This is a genomic window from Pseudomonas sp. EA_65y_Pfl2_P78, assembly GCF_963970495.1.
Lineage (GTDB): Bacteria > Pseudomonadota > Gammaproteobacteria > Pseudomonadales > Pseudomonadaceae > Aquipseudomonas > Aquipseudomonas baetica_A.
In genome coordinates this window covers 36,948-60,280 of sequence record NZ_CAXAON010000007.1, presented here as the reverse complement: position 1 = coordinate 60,280, position 23,333 = coordinate 36,948, and the positions used below count along the sequence as shown (strand labels likewise).

The 23,333-nt window shown below is 59.2% G+C and carries 19 protein-coding genes; 5 read left to right on the top strand and 14 right to left on the bottom strand.

Annotated elements, in window-relative coordinates; all coding sequences use genetic code 11:
* Position 1: 1 nt before the first annotated feature.
* Both AACY02_RS08715 and AACY02_RS08710 read right to left on the bottom strand, forming a co-directional pair.
* The gene (locus AACY02_RS08715) at positions 2 to 628 is read right to left on the bottom strand and encodes a class I SAM-dependent methyltransferase (RefSeq protein ID WP_339431585.1); all 627 of its coding nucleotides are present in this window, start codon (positions 626 to 628) and stop codon (positions 2 to 4) included.
* A gap of 146 nt (positions 629 to 774) precedes the next feature.
* The gene (locus AACY02_RS08710) at positions 775 to 1,125 is read right to left on the bottom strand and encodes a hypothetical protein (RefSeq protein ID WP_339431584.1); all 351 of its coding nucleotides are present in this window, start codon (positions 1,123 to 1,125) and stop codon (positions 775 to 777) included.
* Here AACY02_RS08710 and AACY02_RS08705 point away from each other — a divergent pair.
* On the top strand, positions 1,124 to 2,458 hold the full coding sequence (locus AACY02_RS08705) for a hypothetical protein (protein WP_339431583.1): 1,335 nt from the start codon (positions 1,124 to 1,126) through the stop codon (positions 2,456 to 2,458). The genes AACY02_RS08710 and AACY02_RS08705 overlap by 2 nt on opposite strands.
* A 104-nt stretch (positions 2,459 to 2,562) precedes the next feature.
* Positions 2,563 to 5,382: an RHS repeat domain-containing protein gene (locus AACY02_RS08700; RefSeq protein WP_339431582.1), complete on the top strand. Its 2,820-nt coding sequence runs from the start codon at positions 2,563 to 2,565 to the stop codon at positions 5,380 to 5,382.
* Positions 5,383 to 5,476: 94 nt separating this feature from the next.
* Here the strand turns inward: AACY02_RS08700 and AACY02_RS08695 are convergent, their stop codons facing one another.
* From AACY02_RS08695 to AACY02_RS08645, 11 genes are all read right to left on the bottom strand, one after another.
* Positions 5,477 to 6,121: a methionine ABC transporter permease gene (locus AACY02_RS08695; protein ID WP_339431581.1), complete on the bottom strand. Its 645-nt coding sequence runs from the start codon at positions 6,119 to 6,121 to the stop codon at positions 5,477 to 5,479.
* A complete protein-coding gene (locus AACY02_RS08690; protein ID WP_339431580.1) occupies positions 6,111 to 7,232 on the bottom strand; it encodes a methionine ABC transporter ATP-binding protein in 1,122 nt (373 codons plus the stop codon). The genes AACY02_RS08695 and AACY02_RS08690 overlap by 11 nt, the downstream gene beginning before the upstream one ends.
* 2 nt (positions 7,233 to 7,234) lie before the next feature.
* Positions 7,235 to 8,044 (bottom strand): MetQ/NlpA family ABC transporter substrate-binding protein, encoded by an 810-nt coding sequence (locus tag AACY02_RS08685; RefSeq protein WP_339431579.1) that lies wholly within the window; start codon positions 8,042 to 8,044, stop codon positions 7,235 to 7,237.
* Positions 8,045 to 8,107: 63 nt separating this feature from the next.
* Positions 8,108 to 9,460, bottom strand: coding sequence for an LLM class flavin-dependent oxidoreductase (locus AACY02_RS08680; protein WP_339431578.1), 1,353 nt, complete (start codon positions 9,458 to 9,460; stop codon positions 8,108 to 8,110).
* Positions 9,460 to 10,653 (bottom strand): SfnB family sulfur acquisition oxidoreductase, encoded by a 1,194-nt coding sequence (locus AACY02_RS08675; RefSeq protein WP_339431577.1) that lies wholly within the window; start codon positions 10,651 to 10,653, stop codon positions 9,460 to 9,462. The genes AACY02_RS08680 and AACY02_RS08675 overlap by 1 nt, the downstream gene beginning before the upstream one ends.
* A 36-nt stretch (positions 10,654 to 10,689) precedes the next feature.
* Positions 10,690 to 11,931: an SfnB family sulfur acquisition oxidoreductase gene (locus AACY02_RS08670; protein ID WP_339431576.1), complete on the bottom strand. Its 1,242-nt coding sequence runs from the start codon at positions 11,929 to 11,931 to the stop codon at positions 10,690 to 10,692.
* A 267-nt stretch (positions 11,932 to 12,198) separates the two neighbouring features.
* A complete protein-coding gene (locus tag AACY02_RS08665; protein ID WP_339431575.1) occupies positions 12,199 to 12,963 on the bottom strand; it encodes a hypothetical protein in 765 nt (254 codons plus the stop codon).
* 471 nt (positions 12,964 to 13,434) lie between these two features.
* Positions 13,435 to 14,184: an L-cystine ABC transporter ATP-binding protein TcyN gene (tcyN, locus tag AACY02_RS08660; RefSeq protein WP_339431574.1), complete on the bottom strand. Its 750-nt coding sequence runs from the start codon at positions 14,182 to 14,184 to the stop codon at positions 13,435 to 13,437.
* A 4-nt stretch (positions 14,185 to 14,188) separates the two neighbouring features.
* Positions 14,189 to 14,854: a cystine ABC transporter permease gene (tcyL, locus tag AACY02_RS08655; RefSeq protein ID WP_339431573.1), complete on the bottom strand. Its 666-nt coding sequence runs from the start codon at positions 14,852 to 14,854 to the stop codon at positions 14,189 to 14,191.
* Positions 14,854 to 15,654 carry a cystine ABC transporter substrate-binding protein gene (gene tcyJ, locus AACY02_RS08650; RefSeq protein WP_339431572.1) on the bottom strand — a complete coding sequence of 267 codons (801 nt, stop codon included), beginning with the start codon at positions 15,652 to 15,654 and terminating at the stop codon, positions 14,854 to 14,856. Before tcyJ ends, tcyL begins: the two co-directional genes overlap by 1 nt.
* 235 nt (positions 15,655 to 15,889) lie before the next feature.
* The gene (locus tag AACY02_RS08645; protein ID WP_339431571.1) at positions 15,890 to 16,882 is read right to left on the bottom strand and encodes a D-cysteine desulfhydrase; all 993 of its coding nucleotides are present in this window, start codon (positions 16,880 to 16,882) and stop codon (positions 15,890 to 15,892) included.
* Between the two features lie 190 nt (positions 16,883 to 17,072).
* Here AACY02_RS08645 and epsC point away from each other — a divergent pair, with 190 nt between their 5' ends.
* The 3 genes from epsC (at position 17,073) to mgrA (ending at position 21,574) form a co-directional block, all read left to right on the top strand.
* Positions 17,073 to 17,999 (top strand): serine O-acetyltransferase EpsC, encoded by a 927-nt coding sequence (gene epsC / locus AACY02_RS08640; RefSeq protein ID WP_339431570.1) that lies wholly within the window; start codon positions 17,073 to 17,075, stop codon positions 17,997 to 17,999.
* A 385-nt stretch (positions 18,000 to 18,384) separates the two neighbouring features.
* Complete coding sequence (gene betT / locus AACY02_RS08635) at positions 18,385 to 20,346, top strand: choline transporter BetT (RefSeq protein WP_339431664.1); 1,962 nt, start codon at positions 18,385 to 18,387, stop codon at positions 20,344 to 20,346.
* Positions 20,347 to 20,536: 190 nt separating this feature from the next.
* The gene (gene mgrA / locus AACY02_RS08630; protein WP_339431569.1) at positions 20,537 to 21,574 is read left to right on the top strand and encodes an L-glyceraldehyde 3-phosphate reductase; all 1,038 of its coding nucleotides are present in this window, start codon (positions 20,537 to 20,539) and stop codon (positions 21,572 to 21,574) included.
* A gap of 54 nt (positions 21,575 to 21,628) precedes the next feature.
* On the opposite strand, the gene gshA is transcribed toward mgrA, so the two are convergent.
* The gene (gene gshA / locus AACY02_RS08625; RefSeq protein WP_339431568.1) at positions 21,629 to 23,212 is read right to left on the bottom strand and encodes a glutamate--cysteine ligase; all 1,584 of its coding nucleotides are present in this window, start codon (positions 23,210 to 23,212) and stop codon (positions 21,629 to 21,631) included.
* Positions 23,213 to 23,333 lie beyond the last annotated feature (121 nt).

The window sequence follows — 23,333 nt, the reverse complement described above, 5'->3', positions numbered from 1 at the left end:
CTCAGGCCTTGCGCCAGACGCTGGCCAGCCAGGGTTGTTGCTCGCGTGGCAGCCCGGCCGGGCGGAAGTAATGTTCCAGTTCGACGAACCCGGCCGTGGTAAGCAACCGGCGCCACGCCTCAAGGTCGTGATACGCGCCATACCGCGGCCCGTTCCAGCCCTCGCTGTTATCCCCGCGTGGATTGGAGCTGAACAGCACGCCACCGGGTTTCAGTGCGTTGCGCAACTGCTGCAATACCCGTGGCAACTCCTGCAAGGGCACATGAAAGAGCACGGCGTTGGCGAAAACACCGTCGAAGCGCTCTGAAGGCAGATCGAGTTTCAAAAAGTCCTGCTGCAAGACCTCGCAACCGCTGTCCTCGCGGGCCATGCGCGCAAACTCCTGCGAGCCGTCGAGGCCGACCGCGACGTGGCCCAAACGTGTGAACGTCTGCAAATCCCGCCCTGGGCCGCAGCCGAAATCAAGAATGGTGAACGGCGCGGCACCCTGAATGTGCCGCAACAGCGCATCAATGTTCTGGCTGACATCGTGATCGCGCGTGCCTTCGCGAAAGTCTTCGGCCACCGAGTTGTAGTGGCCGAGGGTGGTGGCGGTGATCTGTTGAAGGTCGGAGGGCGTCTGCTTCATGGCTGGGCTGCGTGGGGCGATGGAGGTTTGGCGAATATACGCCATCAGGCTGGGGGCTGCTGCGCAACTCATCGCCACACACAGGAGCACGCATTCCGACTGTGCGAGCCTGCCCGCGAAAGCGGTTTTACTGGCGACAAAGTACTTCAGCCAGAAGGTTTCATCCCCAGACAATCAATCGAACGATCCACCATCGTCTTGGCCATCTTCAGCAAATGCCAGACCGAAAAAACCCTGGCCCGGTCCGCGCCTTTCAGATGACAAAGGAAAGGGAACAGGCCTGTAGGTTCTCTGATTTTCCTGTGCGAAATTTTTCCTTCTCGGTGTGAATCGCTACTCACGGCAAAGCATAAAACCCCAACGTCTGTGCAATACATATGTACCGCACCGCGTTGTCCGCTTCGGGATGTAATGACGCCTGCGCGATAGACGACTGTCGCGATGTCTGCCCGGTTTTTTTTAAGGGGAGATTCACTTAGAAAAAAGGATTTTTTCATGAGCATTGTTCGCAAACCCGCTACTACCTCGTCGACCATCCGTAGCCCGGCAGACGTAGATTCACCCCGCAGAAGACCCGGCAATCCGCTGGACGGAGATGGGCCTGCGATAAAGAATTTTCGCCCTGATGCGGAGCAAGCACACATGGAGGTTGCCCGCGACCCTGGCGCGTCGGTTCCTGCAGTCCCGGCCGTTACGATTACCCCGTTGCTGTCTGCCGGGATTTTGCCTATTCGCCCCGAGGTTAAAACACTTGAACACTATCTGTTGAAACCTCCGGAGAAACTGGCTGAGGCCAATGCTCAAGGCTTCAGGGTGGTCAAGGGGCGGCTGTACGTCGATATCGCGCCCGGCAAGATCGCCCAGGTCAGGCGAGACCGGACGAGCGGAGAGTATCGAGCGACCCTGTTGTCTGAACTGGAGCCCTCGGGACCGGTACTGTTTTTCGAGCCGCAAAGCAAAACCTGGAAACTGGAACGCGACCGCATTCATACCGGCAAGGATGACGTGTTTGAGCTCGGACTCGACGCGGGCACCACTCTGGTGGCGCGTGGGTTGCGGCAATTTCCTGCGGAGCAGGCAGCCATTATCCGCTCGGAGTTGCGAGTGGTCCAAAGCACGTTCTCTGATGCCAGTCGGGCAATCGCGCTGAAATACCAGGAAGCCGATGCCGTCTACGAAAGCTACTTTGGGACCGACCACCAAACCGTTTCGCCGCGATTCTCTGAGTGCGTCTCGCGAGGATTGGCAGTTTCCAAAGAGTATCAAGGGTTTTGGGGGGACGATAAATTCCTGGGGGTTGATACTGCCGGCAATCACTTGGCCTGGATGTACAAAGGTGATTTCCATGGCCGGGTGTTCATCAATCGCAAATACCTGCGTGCCGGGGCGTTGAGCCTGACGCTGGGCCATGAAATGTTGCACACCAACAGAATCGATCGGTTCGCGGCCATCGGACCCAACGCGTCGGATTATTTCTACCTGGGCGTCGAGGCGCGTGGTTTTCTGACGTCGGAACCGCTAACCGTTTACGACGTTCCGGAGCGCGGTGTTTCCGAGGTCATCATGCGCGGTGGACTGACAGCCGAATATTTGAATGTCTTTATGAACGACCACAGTGAGTTCCTGTCGGGGGTCAGCCATTACCTGGGAATGCGCGACGTTCCGGATCTTCAGACGGCCGTTGATCTCTTCAATGCAAACCCGCAGATGCGCGCGCACATGGCCGCCAATAATGCTGACAGCATTATCTGCGCGACAAAAAGCATGCAAGAGTTGCATCGAAGCAAAACTGAATATGCATGGCTCGACAGCCTGATCGAGGATCTTTGAGTTGAATTGGGCGGCGCCGACTCTGCACCTGTTAGTTCTTACAGTATCGGCGCGAGTCAAAAGCGTTCAGTCTTCACCCATGTGTATGACGGACGCCGCCGACCATGATTGTTCACCACGACACTGCCACGCCGACGCTGTCTGTCATGGACTCTCGCTCGCAGGTGATCCGCCGCGTCGGCTATTGCCGACATCCGGACCAGCCCGACATCGACCCGCGCATCACTCGGCAAATGTTCGATGCGGCTGGACGTCAGGTGGCGTCGTGGGACCCGCGATTGTGGGGAACGGCACCGAAACCGAATCTGGCCACGGCTTATGGGCTGAGCGGTCAGGCCTTGCTGACGGACAGTGTCGATGCGGGTTGGCAGTTGAGTTTGCTGAACCAGGCGGGTTTGACCTGTTCGTTCTGGGATGCACGAGGTAGCCAGCGTCACACCGAATTCGACGAACAGCAGCGTCCGGTGGCACTGAAGGAGCAGGCCCGTGGCGAGCCATCTCGTGTGGTCGAGCGATTGACCTATGCCGCTGCCAGCGATGCGTTCGCGCAGCACAACCAGTGCGGTCGCCTGATCCGCCATGACGATCCGGCCGGTAACCGCATCATCAACGACTACGGTCTGACCGGTGCCGAGCTGGCCGAATCCCGGCGCTTTCTGACAGCGCTCGACCTGCCTGACTGGCCCACCGATCCCGACGTTCGTGACGAGTATCTTGAAGAAAAGTCGTACATAACCCGTCACGCTTTCTACCCGACGGGCGAACTGCAGCGCCAGATCGATGCCATGGGCAATACCCAAACCGTTCATTACAACGTATCGGGCAAACCCTCCGCGACCTGGCTTCTACTGGCCGGTGAAGGTAAGCCGTCGCAGTGTCTGTTCAGTGATATCCAATACAACGCTCAAGAACAGATCGAACGTGAGACCGCCGGAAACGGCGTCGTCAGCCGCGCTGAATACAGCCCAGATGACGGCCGGTTGCTCAGCCTGATCGCCGGTCTCGGTGAGCAACCTCCATTGCAGAATTTGCATTACGGCTACGACCCGGTGGGCAACATCGTCAGCCTGGAAGATAAAACCCAGGCCGTCACGTACTTCAATCACCAGCGCATCGAGCCGATCAGCCGTTATCGCTACGACAGCCTGTATCAACTGGTTGAGGCCAAGGGCTGGGAAGTCAGTCAGCCGAGCCATGGCCCGGCGTTACCGGATCTGCTGCCCACACCGCTGGACCCTAATCAACGGCGCAACTACACCCAGACATTCGACTACGACACGGCGGGCAACCTGATCACCCGACACCACAGTGGTGCGCCGGGGTTTTCGATGTTCACCTCCGCGCACAGCAATCGAGGTTTGGGGCAACGGGATGACGGTACTTTGCCGGGAGAGCCACAAATAACGCTGGGCTTTGATGCCTGCGGCAATCAACTGGAGCTGCAACGCGGACAGGCTATGCTCTGGGACATCCGCAATCAGTTGAGTCAGGTGACGTTGGTCAAACGCGAGGGCGAAGCTGACGACTATGAGTCGTATGCCTATGACCGACCAGGCCATCGGTTGCGCAAGGCAATTTTCAGCCAATCCAATCGCCGGACTTTGCACAGTGAAATCCGTTATCTCCCTGGCCTGGAAATCCATCGACAGGCCAGTGGCGAAGTACGCCATGTCGTCCGCGTCGAAGCCGGACCTTGCAGCGTTCGAGTGTTGCACTGGCCCGAAGGTAATTACGTCGACCAACAGAGGTACAGCCTCAGCGATCATCTCGGTTCCAGCACATTGGAACTGAATGAGCAAGCGACTGTGCTAACGCAGGAACACTATTATCCCTTTGGCGGTACGGCGTGCTGGGCGGGTAAAAGTGCAGGGGTGGCGAATGACAAAACCATTCGTTATTCGGGCAAGGAGAGGGATGCGACCGGGCTCTATTACTATGGACATCGGTATTACGCGCCATGGTTGCAGCGCTGGATTAGTCCGGATCCAGCTGGAGAAATCAATGGCTTGAACATTTTCTGTTTTGTTGCAAATAATCCTGTCGCTAGGAAAGACGTGGATGGCAGGTTTTTTTACGAAGGTAAAGATGATTTTGTGGAAACAGCACTCATCGGCTCGGAGAAACTGATTGCTGCACGAGGACTTGATGCGTTTCCTATGGACCAAGCGTCTGTAATAAGCTCGCAGTTGTCTGAAGTGGAGAAGGTTTTCGCAGAGGCAACTTATGTGTTAACGCAAGGGTACGCAGAAACCTCAGGAATCTTGCAGAGTTACTTTGGTCCGCAATACAGCGCGGTAGAAAACAGGCTTCCGGGAATTTGGACGCGTGGAAGGGAACTGGCAAATGCCTACGGTAGGCCAGCGGCGAGAGGAAAGTTTTTAGGTTTTATAGCGGTCCCAGGAACAGCGAGGCACTCAACTGCAGAGGTCAGACCTGGCGATTTTTATGGGCGTATTGCTATTAATCTAGACAGAGTTAATGGCAACTCAGGTCTGGTATTGGGGCATGAATTAATGCACTTGAACAGGGTTAGCCGGGTTAGCGCGGTCGGGCCTGGTGCGTTAGATAATTTCTACCTGAACTCTAATTCGCCGGAGCTTTTGAATTACCCAGTGATGCAATATGATTTGCCTGCTCGAGGTCTGTCCGAAGCCATCATGCACGGCGGTTTGAATCTTGTTTTTTCACAACAGTACACGGCGTCTCATCGTGATTTCATTACCTCGGTTGGTAACTATATGGGGATGCCGGATATATTGGATCTTGAAACGTCGATTGAAATGTTTAATCAGGCTCCTCATCTGCGTGCGGAAATGGCGGCTAATAACGCGGATAGTCTTGTTTACGCAGCAAAAAGTATGAGTGATCTGTATCGATCCAGGCAGGAAGACAACAATTTATTCAACAATTTGCTTTATGGTTGAAATTCGATGCGGGTGACTCGATAGCTACACTCCAACAAAAGGTTGAGTGACTTGGGGGGCGTACCCCAAGCCACAATGAACAAGAACAACCCACTCAACGCTTGTTCAACCCCCGCGCCAACCGATCGCCACCCAACTGAATCACCGCCACCAACGCCACCAGCAGCACGATCACCGTCAACATGACCTGGCTGTCAAAGCGTTGATAGCCGTAGCGATAAGCGATGTCGCCCAGGCCACCGGCACCAATCGCCCCGGCCATGGCCGAGGAGTTGATCATCGTCACCAAGGTGATGGTGAAACCGCCGACAATTCCCGGCAGCGCTTCGGGCAACAGCACATGCCAGACGATGTGCCAGCGCCGGCAGCCCATGGCTTGCGCGGCTTCGATCAGACCATGATCGACTTCGCGCAGGCTGACTTCGGCAATCCGCGCAAAGAACGGCGTCGCTGCAATCGTCAGCGGCACCACCGCCGCCCACACGCCGTAGGTGGTGCCGACGATCAACCGGGTAAACGGAATCAGCGCCACCATCAGAATCAGAAACGGGACCGAGCGGAACAGGTTCACGAACGCACCCAAGGCGCGATTCAGCACCGGCGCCTGGTAGATCCCGCCCTTGTCGCTGGTGACCAGAATCACCGCCATGGGAATCCCCACCAGCAGGGCGATCAGCGACGACACACCGACCATCACAAACGTGTCGATAAACCCCTGTAGCAAGCGCTCAAACCACATAACCCGACACCTCCACCCGTTGCGCCCAATCACCCGCGCGCTGACGCAACTGCTCGGTGCTCAGCGATGATCCACTGACGGCCAGCAGCAGTTGCCCCAGCGCGTGGCCCTGAATCCGTTCCACACCGCCCTGAAGCAATTTCACCCGTCCGTCGAGTGCGGCGAACAAGGCCGCTAGGTCCGGCTCATCGCCGGCCGCCCCAGTGAATTGCAAACGCAGCACCACAGCGGCGCCGGGCGAGGGCGGTAGCGTGTGCAAACGGCTCTGCAATTCTTGTGGCAAAGCGTGTTGCAGCGGTGCGAGCAACGTCTGGCTGACCGCGTGCTGTGGGTCGCCGAACACTTCCCAGACCGGGCCTTGCTCGACGATCCGCCCGTGCTCCAGCACCACGACGCGGTCGCAGATTTCGCGGATCACCGCCATCTCGTGGGTGATCAGCACGATGGTCAGGCCCAGACGTTTATTGATCTCGCGCAGCAGGCCGAGGATCGATTGAGTGGTCTCCGGGTCGAGTGCCGAAGTGGCTTCGTCGCAGAGCAGAATGTCCGGGTCGTGAACCAAGGCCCGGGCGATGCCGACGCGCTGTTTCTGGCCGCCGGAAAGCTGTGCCGGATAGGCCTTGTGTTTGGCTTGCAGACCGACCAGTTCAAGCAGTTCGCGAACCTTTTTCTCGCGCTGTTCTTTCGGCACCCCGGCGACTTTCAGCGGCAATTCGACGTTCTGCCAAACGGTCTTGGCCGACATCAGATTGAAGTGCTGAAAGATCATGCCGATGCGTCGGCGCAGGGCGACGAGGCGATCTTCATCGAACTCGCCGATGTCGACCTGATCGATCAGCACACGCCCCGACGTCGGTTGCTCCAGACGATTGATCGTGCGGATCAGCGACGATTTGCCCGCGCCGCTGCGGCCGATGATGCCGAACACCTCGCCGCGCTGGATCGCCAGATCAATGCCTTGCAGGGCCGCGACCGGACCTTGCCGGCCGTTATAGGTTTTGCCCAGGCCGATGAAGCGTATGTGGGCGCGATTCAGCTCGGGATGCAGTTCGGTTTTTTCAGCATTGTTGGGCTCTGGAATCTCCAGTCGCCGTTGGATCGCGGCCGTCATGTTCAGCTTTCCCAACCGGCCTGGTACAGCTTGCCGTGGGCCTTATCCAGCGCGGCACGCACGGCCGGCGAGTGCTGGTAGATGTCGACCAATTTGATCAGACGCGGATCGTCCTTGCTCTTGGGCCGGATGACGAACTGGATCACGTATTCCTTGTGGTCGAGACCGTCGAACAGCAGCGCGGAGCCGGCATCGAAGGTCTTGGCCAGACGAATATAGGCCGGGTAGCCCTGGACCAGATCGGCGTCGTCATAGGCGCGCACCAGTTGCACGGCTTCGACCTGAAGGATTTTGATTTTCTTCGGGTTGGCGACGATGTCGTCTTCGGTGGCCTTGTAGCCAACGCCCGGTTTCAGCGTGATCAACCCGGCCTTGGCCAGCAGTTGCAGACCGCGACCGCTGTTGATCGGGTCGTTGGCGATGGCGACGCTGGCGCCTTCAGGCAACTCGTCGAAGCATTTGTATTTTTTCGAATAGAGGCCGACGTTGTTGATGATCCCCGGGGCGAACGGCACCAGGTCAAAACCGGCGGCGGCCTTGGCGTTTTCAAGGAACGGGATGTGCTGAAAGTAGTTCACGTCGATGTCGCCGGCCGCGAGGCTGACGTTCGGTGCGATCCAGTCGGTGAACTCCACCAGCTCGACTTTCAGGCCTTGTTTGGAGGCCTCTTCGACGGCGGCTTCCAGCGGAATCGCGAACGCGGCGGTGGTGCCGATTTTCAGTGGTGCATCGGCGGCGAACACCGCCGAGCTGAACAGGCCGAAGGTCAGGGCCAGTGCTTTGACTGGGTGGGTCAGGAATTTCTGGGTCATGGTGTGGTTTCCAGTCAGTGCATGAATATGGGTGTCTGGTAGGGCCTCTTCGCGAGCAAGCTTTTAGCGACGAAATGAAGATCCGATGTGTTGCTCGGGCAACTGCGCCCCTGCGTGAAACAGCTTCTCGCGCAAGCTGCCGCTGTCATACGCGGTTTTGTACGACCCACGCCGTTGCAACTCCGGAATCACCAGCTCGATAAAATCGACATAGCTTTCCGGGGTAACGATGCGCGTGAGGTTGAAGCCGTCCAGCCCGGTTTCGGTGATCCACGATTGCAGCTCATCCGCCACTTGCGCAGGCGAGCCGACCACGGTGATGTAGCGACCGCCCAGAGCGTGCTGTTCGAGCAATTTGCGTCGGGTCCAGTCGTTGTTCTGCAGATTCTTGGTCGCGGACTGGATGGCGTTGCTCTTCACGTACTGGATCGGTTCGTCGATCGCGTACCGGGAAAAGTCGACGCCGGTGGACGCCGAAAAATGTGCCACGCCGGCCTCGGCACTGGCGTAGCTCAGGTACTCGGCGTGCTTGGCCCACGCCGCTTCTTCGGTTTCGCCGACGATGACGTTGAGGCCCATGAACACCTTGATGTCCTCGGGATTGCGCCCGGCCTCGACGGCGCTGGCGCGGACTTTGTCCACCTGCGCCTTGGTCGACGGTTTGTTCTGGCCGCTGATGAACACGCACTCGGCGTGACGCCCGGCGAACAGCAAGCCGCGATCGGAACTGCCGGCCTGGAACAGCACCGGCGTGCGCTGCGGTGAAGGCTCGCAGAGGTGATAACCCTCGACCTGATAGAACTCGCCCTTGTGCTCGACCTTGTGCACTTTCTCCGGTTGGGCGTAGATCCGCTGCTCGCGATCATTGAGCACCGCGCCGTTTTCCCAACTGCCTTCCCAGAGTTTGTAGAGCACCTCCAGGTACTCGTCAGCCTGATCGTAACGACGGTCATGCTCGACCTGCTCGCGCAGGCCCATGGCTTTTGCCGCGCTGTCGAGGTATCCGGTGACGATGTTCCAGCCGACGCGGCCACGGCTCAAATGATCGAGGGTCGACAGGCGTCGGGCGAACAGATACGGCGGCTCATAGGTGAGGTTGGCGGTCAGGCCGAAACCGAGGTTTTTCGTCACCGCCGCCATCGCCGACACCAGCAGCAACGGATCGTTGACCGGCAACTGGATCGACTCTTTCAGCGTGACGTCCACCGAGTTCTGGTAGACGTCGTACACGCCGACGATGTCGGCGATGAACAAACCGTCGAACAAGCCACGCTCCAGCAACTGCGCCAGTTCGGTCCAGTATTCAATGCTGTTGAACTGGGTTGAGTTGTCGCGTGGATGCGTCCATAAGCCGTGGTTGATGTGGCCGATGCAGTTCATGTTGAACGCGTTGAGCAGGATCTTTTTCTTGCTCATCAGATCGTGCCCCGCAATGGCGGGTTTTCATCGTTGAGGTAGTAATTGCCCACCGCGTGGTACTTCCAGCGCACCGGATCGTGCAGCGTGTGCACGCGGGCGTTGCGCCAGTGGCGGTCGAGGCCGTGCTCGATCAGGGTGGCCTGACTGCCGGCCAGTTCGAACAAGGTGCTGGCGGCGGTGAGGGAGATTTCTGTGCTGATCGCCCGTGCTTCGGCGACGGCAATCGAGGCGGCGGCGACCGTTTCGGCGCTGGTCTGGGCCTGAGCCTTGTCGAGGAACTCACCGGCGCGTTCCAGCAGCGCCTCGGTGGCGTGCAGGCGAATGCTCAAGTGGCCGAAGCTCTTCAACGTCAGCGGGTCTTCGGTGGCGTTGTCGTTGCCGGCGTCGATCCATGGGCGCGTCTTGCTACGCACAAAGTGCAACGCATCTTCGTAAGCGGCGCGGGCGATGCCGGTGTCGATAGCGGCGTGAAGAATCTGCGCCAGCGGACCGACGGTGGTCGGACGTTCGAAGGCGCTCTGGAACGGGATCACGTCTTCGGCGGCGACATACACGTCTTCGAAGAGCACCGAACCGCTGCCGGTGGTGCGCTGGCCGAAGCCGCTCCAATCGTCGATCACGCTCAGGCCCTGGCTGTCGCGAGGCACGAAGGCCAGTTGCTGCACGCCGTTTTCATCGACGACGGACGTTGGAATGCGTTGCGCGTAAATCGCGCCGGTCGCATAGAACTTGCGGCCATTGATGCGATAGCCCTCGCCTTCACGCTTGAGGCTGCTGACGCGATGGTGGGCGGTTTGGGTGCCCAGTTCCGCCAGCGCATTGCCGAAGCGCTGACCGGCTAAAACCTCGGCGTACAACCGTTGTTTCTGTTCGTGGCTGCCGTTCACTCGCAGCACTTCGAGGGCGTAGAAATGGTTCTGCGGAATCTGCCCGAGAGAGCCATCGGCCTCAGCGATCAGGGCGATGACGTTGGCCAGCGTCACGTTGGACACACCGGCGCCGCCGTATTCTTTCGGCACGCTGATGCCCCACAGGCCGGAGCGGGAAAACACGTCGAGTTCCGGCAGCGGCAGTCGCCGCTCACGGTCCCGCACGGCGCTGTCGCGTTTGAAATCTTCGGCCAGGTCGCTGGCGATGATCAGGGCTTGCTCATCGCTGGTGATGACCGCGACGGGATGGGAAAGAGGCATAGGTTTCTCCAAGGCTCTTGAGAAGGTGTGCGGTCGTCAGATCCAGGAGTGGCGAGCCGGTAGCTTGCCGTTGAGGCGATAGGCGCCGACCGCGTGATATTTCCAGCGCACCGGGTCGTGCAGGGTGTGCACCCGGGCATTGCGCCAGTGACGGTCGAGGTTGAATTCGGCGAGGGTCGCGCGGCTGCCGGCCAGTTCGAAAAGCTTTTCGCTGGCCAGCAGCGAGATCTCGGTGGTCAGCACTTTGGCTTCGGCCACGGCAATTGAAGCGCGGGCGGCGGACTCGGCCGTTATCGGCGCGGCGTGCACTTGATCGAGCACTTGCCCGGCCTTGCGCAGCAGCGCCTGGGCGGCGTGCAGTTCGATTTTCAGTTTGCCGATGTCGGCGATCACGTAGAGGTCATCGCTGGCGCGTTCGACCTTGGCGTCGATCCATGGTCGCGAACGGGTTTTGACGAATTCGATGGTGTCTTCGATAGCGCCACGGGCAATGCCGGCGTCGATCGCCGCCTGAATCAATTGCGAGATTGCGCCTTGGGTGTTCGGGGTTTCGTTGATCTTCCAGTTATCAACGACAAGAGCCGCTTCGACGCGCACGTTGTTGAGCACGATCGTGCCGCTGGCGGTGGTGCGCTGACCGAAGCCCGACCAGTCATCAACAATGCGCAAACCTGGCGTGCCACGGCGAACGAAAGCCAGCACTTGCTTGCCATCATCGTTCAGCGCTTTGACCGCGACCCAGTGCGCAAACAGCGCGCCAGTGGAATAAAACTTCTGGCCATTGAGCAGGTAATCGTCGCCGTCGGCGGTGATTCGCGCTTTCAATTGGAGGGTGTTTCTGGTGCCACGCTCAGGGCCGCCATTGCCGATGCGCCAGCCTTCGAGAACACTCTGGAACAACTGTTGTTTTTGCGCGTCGGTGGCACTGCCGAGCAGCAGATGGATGATGCCGAACTGGTTCTGCGGGATCTGTCCCAACGCCGGATCGGCGGCGGAAATGATCGCGAACACCTCGGCCAGCGTGACGAACGAAACCTGCGGGCCACCGTATTGGCGCGCGATTGCAATGCTGCCCAGACCGCTGCGGGTGAACTGTTCGATCAGTGACCAAGGCAACTGGCGCTGGCGGTCGCGATTGGCGGCTTGCACGAGCGCGACTTGCGCCAGCTCATGGGCGGCCTCAATGGCTTGGGCGTCGTTGCGCAGGACCTGCGCGGGCAACAACAAGGGGGCGATGTCCAGATCAGACTGGACGTTCGCGTCTGCCAGACTGGACATCAGCGCCACTCCCTGGCTGCACGCAATGCCCTGGCGATCTGCACTGGGGTGATTGTGTTCCGGACCATACGACCTACCTCACATCTCATGAATAACGCCGCGAAGTGCGGCGAACGAAAGAATGTCCGGTGGTCCGGTTTATATACCCTAGGCGTGTATAAAAATTAAATAAACTAACTTTTAGGAATATGCATATGAAGGTGTGATGGTCGGGATGCTCAAGCCCTTTGCGGTGAGGGGCCAAGGCTCCTCACTCCGCCTTAGGCTTTATTTTTTGCGGGATTCAGCCGCCTTGCAGGTGGGCTTCAACGGCACTTTCAGATAAGGATTCACGCAACCGATCTTCAGCGTCCTTGGCGGCGCCCAGCGCGAGTTGTTGCCGACCCGGTCGAGGATGCAATAGGTCACGTCCAGGCGCAGATCCTCGCCGGCTTCGACAATCACTGCCGGCGGCACCCAGACCTGAATCGGCAGGCCGACATCCGCTGCCGTGATGGGCGCCAGATCCATGCGAACATCACCCCAGCGCACAGTAATGGCGTCATCCTCGGCCATGTTCGTGTAAGGCTCGATGGTCAACGGCACACCGCGTTTGATCTGGTTCGGGTTCACGCCCTGGCGGCGAATGGTGTCAGGGATCGTTACCGGCGCCAGTTGCTGGTTTTCGTCACCGCACAATGCCGACGGTTGGCCGCCCGGGCAATCGAGTTTGACCTGCACACGGCTTGCCGTCGACAGCGCCGGGCCTTGGCCGACCTGCATCACCCGGTAGTGAATGCGGGCGGTGCCATTGACAATAAAACTTTCCGGCACCCGCAGGTTGACTGTCGCGCCAACGTCCTCGGTCGTCAGTACCTTGGAGGCGACATAGCATTTGTTCCAGAACAGTTCGATCAGGTCGCCGCAGTCCATGTCGGGGTAGGGCGACACCTCGATCAACAGATGAGCGGCAGCAGCCAGATTGATGCCGTTTTTTTGCGCTGACGCCAGGGTCGGCGCTGCCAGTTCGGGGGTATGCGAAGTGCGAGTCATCGATTTCTCTCCTTGAAGCCTTGCAGCGAAGTCCGTTTCTGAAAGAACAAAAGGCGTGAATCAACGGGCAATAAATCTGTGAACTGATGTCCAAGTTAGTGCGGGTTGATTGAACTAAGTAGCGCCGGTTGGCGACTAGATAAGAGTGTGCGGGAAGGGGTGTCAATAGACGGCGTTAGTTAATCAATGAATTACGAACTAATCAGAATATTCCTACGTTGTTGAAGCCGTGTGCCTAGGGTGTATGGTGAACGAGACCACAGAACTCCGGGCTTTTTGCCAGTTTTGGCGCAGCGTTATTTGGTAGCTGCGATGAAAGGCGCGGCGGATTTTATACACGCAATAGTGGTTTCAGAATATATACATGTATCGCATCGGTTCCAGGCAGGTTGTATATATTCAGGAAAGTTTTACGCGGCGAAAAAGGTAACTTCCATCCATGGAAGTTGACGTCTCGCACAGCAAGGGTTTTCAGGTGTGATTCAAAAACTTGCTGAGAAACTGTTTGGTGCGCTCTTCTTTGGGGTCGGCAAACAATGCTTTGGCTTCACCTTGTTCGACGATCACGCCCTTGTCGAAAAACACCACGCGGTTGGCCACGTCGCGGGCGAAGCCCATTTCGTGGGTGACGATGACCATGGTGCGTTTCTCCTCGGCGAGGCCGCGGATGGTCGCCAGTACTTCGCCCACCAGTTCCGGATCGAGGGCCGAAGTCGGCTCGTCGAACAGGATCACTTCCGGCTCCATTGCCAGCGCCCGGGCAATCGCCACGCGCTGTTGCTGGCCACCGGAGAGACGACGCGGATAGGCGTCTTCCTTACCGGCGAGGCCGACCTTGGCCAACAGCTTCATGCCCAGGGCAATGGCTTGCTCGCGCGGCATCTTCTTGACCACGACCGGGCCTTCGATGACGTTTTCCAGGGCAGTGCGATGGGGAAACAGGTTGAAGTTCTGGAACACGAAACCCACATGCTGGCGCAGGTTGCGCACCAGGCTTTGCTGCTGGTTCAGCGGGCGGCTGGTATCGATCTCGATATCGCCGACCTTGATCCGGCCGCTGGTGGGTTGTTCAAGGAAGTTCAGGCAGCGCAGGAACGTGGTTTTACCCGAGCCGCTGGGGCCGATGATTGCCACGACCTCGCCTTCCTTGACTTCAAGATCGATGCCGTTGAGCACGACTTGATGCTTGAATTGCTTGGTCAGTTTTTCCACGACAATCATGGGGTCAGGACTCCTGGTCGTGCCGGTTGACCCGCTCTTCCAACTTGTTCTGCAAGTGCGAGAGCACTGTGGCCAGAATCCAGTAGATCAGCGCGGCGGCAAGATACATGGTGAAGACTTCGAAAGTCCGGGCGGTGATCAACTGCGCCTGACGGAACAGTTCCGGCACCTGGATGGTGGCGGCCAGCGCGGTGTCCTTGACCAGCGAAATGAAGCTGTTGCCCAGCGGCGGCAGTGCCGTGCGCATCGCTTGCGGCAGGATGGCCCGGCGCAAAGTCTGCGCGCGGGTCATACCGATACTCGCCGCAGCTTCCCACTGGCCACGTTCGATCGAACCGATCGCCGCGCGCAGGATTTCACAGGCGTAAGCGGCCATGTTCAGCGAGAAGCCAATCAGCGCGGCGGGCAGGGGGTCGAGTTCCACACCCATTTGCGGCAAGCCGTAATAGATCACGAACAGTTGCACCAGCAACGGCGTGCCGCGAAAGAACGACACGTAGATACGGGCCAGCCAGTTGACTGTTTTGAAACGCGACAGACGCATCAACGCCAGGCCAAAGCCCAGCAGCAGGCCGAAGAACATCCCGCCAAGGCTGAGGACGACCGTGTAGTACGCGCCCTTGAGCAGGAAGGGCGCGGAGTCGAGTGCGAGTTGGAAAGCTTCTTCCATTATTGAGTGACGTCAGCTTGGAAGTATTTTTCCGAGATCTTGGCCAGAGTGCCGTCGGCACGCAGCTCGTCGAGGGCTTTGTTCACGGCAGCCAGCAGTTCCGGTTCACCTTTGCGCAAGGCAATGCCGGACTCCTGACGGGAGAACGCTTGACCGGCCGCCACGGTTTTCGGGGCTTTCTTGGCGTATTCAAGCGCGGCCAGGCGGTCGATCAGGATGGCGTCGGTACGGCCGTTGTTCAGGTCGGCGAACTTGGTCGGATCATCATCGTAGGTGCGCACGTCAGCGCCAGGCACGTTGGCACGAACCCATTGTTCGTAGTTGGTGCCCAGGCCTACGCCGACTTTCTTGCCGGACAGGTCAGCTGCGGTCTTGATGTTCAGCGCGGCTTCTTTGCTTTTGAGCACCAACGCCTGAATCCCGGAGATGGTGTACGGCTCGGAGAAGTCATACTTCTTCTTGCGGTCCTCGGAGATGGTCACTTGGTTGACCACTATGTCCAGGCGCTTGGATTCCAGCGCCGCGAGAATACCGTCCCACTTGGTCGGCTGAATCTTGGCTTTGACGCCCAGTTTCTGCGCCAGCGCTTGGGAGAGCTCGACTTCGAAACCGGACAGCTTGCCGTCGGCATCGACGAAGCTGAACGGTGGGTAAGTGCCTTCCAGGCCGACGTTGATTACGCCTTTGTCCTTGATCTGTTGCAGTTGCTCACCAGCAACCGCCTGGCTGATCAGACCGGCGCTCAGCGCCAGGCCCAGCGAACCGACCAGCAGATTGCGACGTAGTGCGGAAAAATTCATGACAAGCCCCTGTGTTTTCTTATGGAAGACGCTTAAGGAAAGTTGGCGAATTCGGGAATTGGACGACAGCGCTATCCTGCCTTAAAGCAGCTTAAGCGTCTCGCGCGAAATTCGCCTGCGGCGAGACTATATGACGACTTGGTTAGACTTGAAAATACTTAATATTGAAATTGATATTCCTTATTTGAATATAAAACCTTCCCACGCTCTGCGTGGGAACGGTCTCGTCTTCCGCTTACAAGAAGTCCTTATAGGCAAACAACGCCGGCGCCCCGCCGGTATGCAGGAAGATGATCGGGCCTTCTTCGAAGCGCTGCCGACCGATGCCATCAAGCAACCCGGCCATGGCCTTGCCGGTGTATACCGGGTCGAGCAACACCGCTTCCTGACTGGCCAGCAATTTCACCGCTGCCAGCGTCCCGGCATTGGGTTCGCCATAACGCGGGCCGAAATATTCGTCCCACAGCTCAATCTTGAAGCTGGCCGGCAGCTCAACGCCGAGCAGCTCAGCAGTACGTTGCGCCAGCCCCTGCACTTTCGGGCGCTGCTCTTCTTCAGTGCGCGACACGGTCACGCCGATCACCGGCAGTTGCGGCAATGCCTCACTCAACGCCAGCGCCAGGCCGCTGTGGGTCCCGGCGCTACCCGATGCCAGTACCACGGCGGCGAAGTCGAGCCCGGTGTCTTTGATCTGTTCGGCCAGCTCAAGCCCGGCACGCACATAACCCAAGGCACCGAGGGCGTTGGAGCCGCCAATCGGTACCAGATACGGTTTTTTTCCGTTGCTGCGCAGACGCACGGCGAGGGCCGCGAGTTGTTCATCGGCGTTGTCGAGGTTGTCGACCAGCTCAACTTTTGTGTCGAACAGATCCAGCAGCAGGCGATTGCCATTGCCGGTGTAGTTGCTGTCTTCGGTGCCCAGCGGATTTTCCAGCAACGCCACGCAACTCAGGCCGAGTTTGGCGGCCAGCGCCGCCGTCTGGCGAACGTGGTTCGATTGCAGCGCACCGGCGGTGATCAGCGTGTCGGCGCCCTGGGCGAGGGCGTCGGCGGCGAGGTACTCGAGTTTGCGCAGCTTGTTGCCGCCCATGGCCAGCGGCGTCAGGTCATCGCGTTTGATGTAGACGTCACGGCCGAGCCAGGTGGACAGGCGCTCAAGTTTTTCCAGTGGGGTCGGCTGGCCAAGCAGTTCCAGGCGAGTAAAGCGATCCAGCTGTTGTTTAATCATGGTTGCGTACTGGAGGAGAAAGATGAAGGGACTATAGGCACGCGCTTTTGCACGGGCAACCATCAATCGCTTATAGCCAAATGGACTGAGCCCAGCACTATCGGTTCTTAATTCGCCCTCACAGGCATGCCTTAAAGTAGTCGCCGTTGACGCGGCCAGGCACTCCGGCCGCCCGTGAGGAGTCTTTACCGTGAGCGAGCGTTCCAGCCATTGGCAATTACAGACCATCGTCAGTCAACTGCGCAGCGCGCGGGATCAGTGGCGCGCCCAGAATGGCCGGGCATCCGGCGAGCAGGGTGGGCGCGAACTGCCGTCCCGCGCCGCGATGGCGCAGATTCTTGAAGCGCTGTGTGGGGCATTGTTCCCGATGCGTCTGGGGCCGGTGGATTTGCGTGAGGAAAGCGAAGACTTCTACGTCGGCCACACCCTCGATGTCGCGCTGAATGCGTTGCTCGCCCAGACACGTCTGGAACTGCGCTACGTCGCCCGCCACAGCGCCCAGGACGACAGCGAAGTGGAGACCCGGGCGCTCCAGATCATTCAGGATTTTGCCTTGGCATTGCCGGGCTTGCGCACGTTGCTCGACACCGATGTGCTGGCGGCCTATCACGGCGATCCGGCGGCGCGCAGTGTGGATGAAGTACTGCTGTGCTACCCGGGGATTCTGGCGGTGATTCACCATCGTCTCGCCCACCATTTGTATCGTGCAGGGCTGCCGTTGCTGGCGCGGATCAGCGCAGAAATTGCGCACTCGGCCACCGGCATTGATATCCATCCGGGCGCGCAGATCGGCCGTAGTTTCTTTATTGATCACGGCACGGGTGTGGTGATTGGCGAGACGGCGATCATTGGTGAGCGTGTGCGGATCTATCAGGCGGTAACGTTAGGCGCCAAGCGCTTCCCGGCCGATGAAGACGGGCAATTGCAGAAGGGCCATCCACGCCATCCTATTGTCGAGGACGACGTGGTGATTTATGCCGGGGCGACGATTCTTGGGCGGATCACCATCGGCAAGGGGTCGACCATCGGCGGCAACGTGTGGCTGACCCGCAGCGTGCCGGCGGGGTGCAATTTGACCCAGGCCAATTTGCAGCATGATGACGGGACGCAGAAGTAGCCTCTGATTTTTGTTGCGGCATCCAGCCTCTTCGCGAGCAAGCCCGCTCCCATAGCTGGAATGAGGGGGCTTGCTCACGAATGGGTCTTGGGGCGAATCCAGATAATGTCCCTGCGCCAATTCTCCACTGAACCAATCTCTCCAACTCCACGTCATACCTCACCTTGAGCTAGCGTAGGAACACGACCGGCTGGCCGTACGATTAGTCGTTAGCGTCCTATCCATGTTTAACTTGAACGTTCATTCAAGTTAAACCGGTGGTTCGCTGCCCGCTCACAACAGGAGGCTTGCCTTTGCTGAGTCCGATCATTTCAGCCACGTCTCAATCCATCGAGGTGCGCGTTTCATGAGTGCATCGTCAACCCCCGCCAGCGGCCTGGTACGCATGAATCCGCCGGTGTTCTACTTCGCCGCGACGGTCATTCTGCTCTTTGGTCTTGTGGTCATCGCCATGCCACAACAGGCCGGTGCCTGGCTGCTGGCTGCGCAGAACTGGGCGGCCAATACGGTCGGCTGGTACTACATGCTCGCGATGAGCCTGTATCTGGTCTTCGTGGTGGTCACCGCGTTATCCGGCTACGGCAAGATCAAACTCGGTGCCGACCACGACGAACCCGAATTCAGTTACCTGTCCTGGGCCGGCATGCTGTTCGCTGCCGGGATCAGCATCACGTTGTTTTTCTTCTGCGTGTCCGAACCGCTGACCCACATGCTGCAACCGCCGCAAGGCGAGGCCGGCACGGCGGACGCGGCGCGCCAGGCGATGCAGATTCTGTTTCTGCACTGGGGCTTGCACGGCTGGGGGGTGTTCGCCTTCGTCGGCATGGCGCTGGCCTACTTTGCCTACCGTCACAACCTGCCGCTGGCCCTGCGTTCGGCGCTGTATCCACTGATCGGCAAACGCATCAACGGCCCCATCGGTTACGCGGTGGACGGCTTCGGCATCATCGCTACCGTGTTCGGCCTCGGCGCCGATATGGGCTTTGGCGTGCTGCACCTGAACTCGGGCCTGGACTACTTGTTCGGCATCGCGCACACCCAGTGGATTCAAGTCGGTTTGATTACCCTGATGATGGGCGCGGCGATCATCGTGGCTGTCGCCGGTGTGGATAAAGGCGTGCGGGTGATGTCCGACATCAACATGCTGCTGGCCTGCGCGCTGCTGCTGTTCGTGCTGTTCGCCGGCCCCACCCAGCATCTGCTCAATACCTTGATCCAGAACGTTGGCGACTACCTCGGTGCCTTGCCGATGAAGAGTTTTGACCTCTACGCCTATGACACACCGAGCGACTGGCTTGGCGGCTGGACGGTGTTCTACTGGGCCTGGTGGATCGCATGGTCGCCCTTCGTGGGCTTGTTCATCGCACGGATTTCCCGTGGCCGCACCATTCGTGAGTTCGTCTTCGGCGTGCTGCTGATCCCGCTCGGCTTCACCTTGGCGTGGATGTCGATCTTCGGCAACAGCGCCCTCGATCAGGTGCTCAATCACGGCATGAGCGCGCTCGGCATGTCGGCCCTCGACAACCCGTCGATGAGCATTTATCTGTTGCTGGAAACCTACCCGTGGAGCAAAACCGTCATCGCTGTGACGGTGTTCATCAGCTTCGTGTTCTTCGTCACCTCAGCCGACTCCGGTACCGTGGTGCTCTCGACACTGTCGGCCAAGGGCGGCAACCCGGACGAAGACGGGCCGAAATGGCTGCGGGTGTTCTGGGGCGTGATGACGGCGCTGATCACCAGCTCGCTGCTATTCTCCGGCAGCATCGATGCACTGAAGTCGGCGGTGGTGCTGACCTCGTTGCCGTTCTCGCTGATCCTGCTTTTGATGATGTGGGGCCTGCACAAGGCGTTCTATCTGGAGTCGCAGAAGCAGATCGCGCAACTGCACTCGCTGGCGCCGGTGTCCGGCTCGCGGCGTGGTTCAGGGGGCTGGCGACAGCGTCTGAGCCAGGCCGTGCACTTCCCGTCGCGTGACGAGGTGTACCGTTTCATGGACACCACCGTGCGCCCGGCAATTGAAGAAGTGACGGCGGTGTTTGTCGAAAAAGGCCTGAACGTGGTCACCCAGCCGGACCCGGCCAACGACAGCGTCAGCCTGGAAATCGGCCATGGCGAGCAGCATGCGTTCATCTACCAAGTGCAGATGCGCGGCTACTTCACGCCATCATTCGCCCGGGGTGGCATGGGCTCCAAGCAGCTCAACAATCGCCGCTACTACCGCGCCGAAGTGCACCTGAGCGAGGGCAGTCAGGACTACGATATGGTCGGCTACACCAAAGAGCAGATCATCAACGACATCCTCGACCAGTACGAACGGCACATGCAGTTCCTGCATCTGGTGCGTTGATCGTGGGTTGAGCGCCGAGTCGGATCAAGACTCGGTGCTCAAGCACCCTGCCAGGATCAGGCCGAAGAGGATGATTGGGGTGTGCAGGGTGGATAATCATCGACGGTTCTGACGCCTTCGCGAGCAAGCCCGCTCCCACAGGGGTTACGTCAATCGTCCATTAGCTGTTCATCAAACAAGAGAGGATTCGATGACTTACACCGCTGCCGAAAACCGCTATGAGTCCATCCCTTACCGCCGCGTCGGGCGCAGCGGTCTGGTGCTGCCGGCGCTATCGCTGGGCCTGTGGCACAACTTCGGCGACAGCACGCCGATCGACACCCAGCGCGCCCTGCTGCGCACTGCGTTCGACCTGGGGATCAACCACTTCGACCTGGCCAACAACTACGGCCCTCCGTACGGTAGCGCCGAGATCAATTTCGGTCGCCTGCTGCGCGAAGACTTCAAGCCATACCGCGATGAGTTGATCATCTCCAGCAAGGCCGGTTGGGACATGTGGCCTGGCCCTTACGGTCAGGGCGGTGGCTCGCGTAAATATGTGCTGGCCAGCCTTGATCAGAGCCTGCAGCGCCTGGGCCTGGACTATGTGGACATCTTCTATTCGCATCGCTTCGATCCGGACACCCCGCTGGAGGAAACCGCCAGCGCCCTCGCCAGCGCCGTGCAACAGGGCAAGGCGTTGTACATCGGCATCTCGTCGTACTCCGGGGTGAAAACCCGCGAGATCGCCGCGCTGCTCAAAGAGTGGAAGGTGCCGCTGCTGATTCACCAGCCGGCGTACAACCTGCTCAACCGCTGGGTGGAAAAAGACCTGCTCGACACCACCGATGAACTCGGCACTGGCGTCATCGCCTTCACGCCGTTGGCGCAAGGTCTGCTGACCGACAAATACCTCAACGGCGTGCCGGCGGATGCGCGGGTCAATCGTCCGGGCGGTGGTTCGCTGCAGGCTTCGCATTTGTCCGAAGCCAACATCGCCCACGTCCGTGCGCTGAACGAGATCGCCAAGCGTCGTGGCCAGAGCCTGGCGCAACTGGCACTGGCCTGGACGCTACGTGACCCGCGCGTGACCTCGGCGCTGATCGGCGCAAGCCGACCGGAGCAGATTATCGAGAACGTCGGGGCGTTGAAGAATCTGAGCTTCAGTGCTGAAGAACTGGCAGAGATTGACCGGTTTGCCCAAGAGGGCGGGATCAATCTTTGGGAGAAGCCCTCGATGGCGCAGTGAGCATCCTTCAACCCAGTCCTCTCCCTGCGGGAGAGGATCAGGGTGAGGTTTTTTTCAGTTGCTGATCGCCAGAATGCTCGCCTGGTACGACCCGACAAACACATCGAAATCGCCCACCTCGTTCTGCTCCAGCTCAGCCTGCGCCACCAGGGAAGAGCGCGCCAGTTCCTCAAACTTCGCCTGCTCGTCAGCTGTCAACGACTCGCTGCGGAAAAACTCGGCATGTGCCTGACTCTGACGCAGGGAAAACTGCGCGAAGCTTTCCTTGTGCTCGGCCATCGCGGCCAGCACTTGGGCAGAAGGCGTTAGCGACGGGTCGCGGACTTTTGCCAGTTGCGCATCCAGTGCCTTGCTGTGGGCATCGCCGCCATGGCTTTGATCGAGCAGCGCAGCGAGTGGGGCAATCTTTTCCAGCAACTCTACCGCCCATGCCTTCATCTCGACCGGCTCACCGTCGCGCTGCAATTGCAGACCCGGACGGCGACCTTCCTTGACCACGCTGAGGAAGTTCGAGGTCGCGTTGCTGCAACTGGTGTTGGTCAGCAGTGGGCTGTCGTTGAGTGCGCAATACAGCAGGAACGCATCAATGAAGCGCGATTCAGTGAGGTCGATGCCCATCGGCAGGAACGGGTTGATGTCCAGGCAGCGCACTTCGACGTACTGAATGCCACGGGCCACCAGCGCCTGAATCGGCCGCTCGCCGCTGTAGGTCACGCGTTTTGGGCGGATGTTGGAGTAGTACTCGTTTTCGATCTGCAGGATGTTGGTGTTCAACTGAACCCACTCGCCATCCTTGTGCGTGCCGACTTCAACGTACGGTGCGTACGGCGTAGCCACGGCCTTGCGCAGGCTGTCGGTGTAGCTCGTCAGATCGTTGTAGCACGGCGTCAGGCCGGCCTGGGCGTTGCTCTGGTAACCGAGGTCGCTCATGCGCAGGCTGGTGGCGTACGGCAGGTAGAGCGTGTCTGGATCGAGCTGTTCCAACTGATGCGAACGACCGCGCAGGAAGCCCGCGTCGAGCGCCGGTGAGGCGCCGAACAGGTACATCAGCAACCAGCTGTAGCGCCGGAAGTTGCGGATCAGCGCGATATAGGACGACGACTGGAAATCCCGGTCAGTGCCGAAAAAACCCTCGGTTTCGCGCAGCAACGGCCAGAGTTTTTCCGGCAGGGAAAAATTGTAGTGAATCCCGGCGATGCACTGCATGGTCTTGCCGTACCGCAGGGCCAGGCCCTTGCGATAGACGTACTTGAGCTGACCGATATTGGACGTGCCGTAATAGGCAATCGGGATGTCTTCCTCGGCCGGCAATGGGCACGGCATCGATGGACTCCACAGGTACTCGTTGCCGAGTTTGCTGTAGGCAAAACGGTGAATCCTGTCCAGGCTCGCCAGTGTATCTGCCGGGTCGGGCAGGGCGGGCGTGATGAATTCCAGCAGCGACTCGGAATAGTCGGTGGTGATTTTTTCGTTGGTCAGCGCGGAACCCAAGGCTTCGGGGTGCGGCGTTTGCGCCAGACGACCTTCGCTGGTCACGCGCAGGCATTCACGTTCGATACCGTGGAGGCACTGTTCGAGCAGAGAGAGGTTAGCGCGCTCGCCGAGCAGAGCCAGGCGGCGGTTGAGAAGTTCGCTCAATTTGGATTCCTTCACGCGTCAGTCGCCCCAATATGGGGGTGGGCAAGACGGTCTACAAGGGTGAAGTTGAAACTGGCGTTTTCGCCTGGTTTTTTGGGCTCACGAAGCCCCTTTCGAACCG

What these genes read in the sequence shown, in the direction of transcription:
- AACY02_RS08690 (WP_339431580.1), bottom strand. Translation starts at nt 7,232, where the DNA reads ATGACGGCCGCGATCCAACGGCGACTGGAGATTCCAGAGCCCAACAAT.
- AACY02_RS08680 (WP_339431578.1), bottom strand. Translation starts at nt 9,460, where the DNA reads ATGAGCAAGAAAAAGATCCTGCTCAACGCGTTCAACATGAACTGCATC.
- AACY02_RS08705 (WP_339431583.1), top strand. Translation starts at nt 1,124, where the DNA reads ATGAGCATTGTTCGCAAACCCGCTACTACCTCGTCGACCATCCGTAGC.
- AACY02_RS08700 (WP_339431582.1), top strand. Translation starts at nt 2,563, where the DNA reads ATGATTGTTCACCACGACACTGCCACGCCGACGCTGTCTGTCATGGAC.
- tcyL (WP_339431573.1), bottom strand. Translation starts at nt 14,854, where the DNA reads ATGGAAGAAGCTTTCCAACTCGCACTCGACTCCGCGCCCTTCCTGCTC.
- tcyN (WP_339431574.1), bottom strand. Translation starts at nt 14,184, where the DNA reads ATGATTGTCGTGGAAAAACTGACCAAGCAATTCAAGCATCAAGTCGTG.
- mgrA (WP_339431569.1), top strand. Translation starts at nt 20,537, where the DNA reads ATGACTTACACCGCTGCCGAAAACCGCTATGAGTCCATCCCTTACCGC.
- AACY02_RS08695 (WP_339431581.1), bottom strand. Translation starts at nt 6,121, where the DNA reads ATGTGGTTTGAGCGCTTGCTACAGGGGTTTATCGACACGTTTGTGATG.
- AACY02_RS08685 (WP_339431579.1), bottom strand. Translation starts at nt 8,044, where the DNA reads ATGACCCAGAAATTCCTGACCCACCCAGTCAAAGCACTGGCCCTGACC.
- AACY02_RS08645 (WP_339431571.1), bottom strand. Translation starts at nt 16,882, where the DNA reads ATGATTAAACAACAGCTGGATCGCTTTACTCGCCTGGAACTGCTTGGC.
- AACY02_RS08670 (WP_339431576.1), bottom strand. Translation starts at nt 11,931, where the DNA reads ATGTCCAGTCTGGCAGACGCGAACGTCCAGTCTGATCTGGACATCGCC.
- AACY02_RS08710 (WP_339431584.1), bottom strand. Translation starts at nt 1,125, where the DNA reads ATGAAAAAATCCTTTTTTCTAAGTGAATCTCCCCTTAAAAAAAACCGG.
- betT (WP_339431664.1), top strand. Translation starts at nt 18,385, where the DNA reads ATGAATCCGCCGGTGTTCTACTTCGCCGCGACGGTCATTCTGCTCTTT.
- AACY02_RS08715 (WP_339431585.1), bottom strand. Translation starts at nt 628, where the DNA reads ATGAAGCAGACGCCCTCCGACCTTCAACAGATCACCGCCACCACCCTC.
- tcyJ (WP_339431572.1), bottom strand. Translation starts at nt 15,654, where the DNA reads ATGAATTTTTCCGCACTACGTCGCAATCTGCTGGTCGGTTCGCTGGGC.
- AACY02_RS08665 (WP_339431575.1), bottom strand. Translation starts at nt 12,963, where the DNA reads ATGACTCGCACTTCGCATACCCCCGAACTGGCAGCGCCGACCCTGGCG.
- AACY02_RS08675 (WP_339431577.1), bottom strand. Translation starts at nt 10,653, where the DNA reads ATGCCTCTTTCCCATCCCGTCGCGGTCATCACCAGCGATGAGCAAGCC.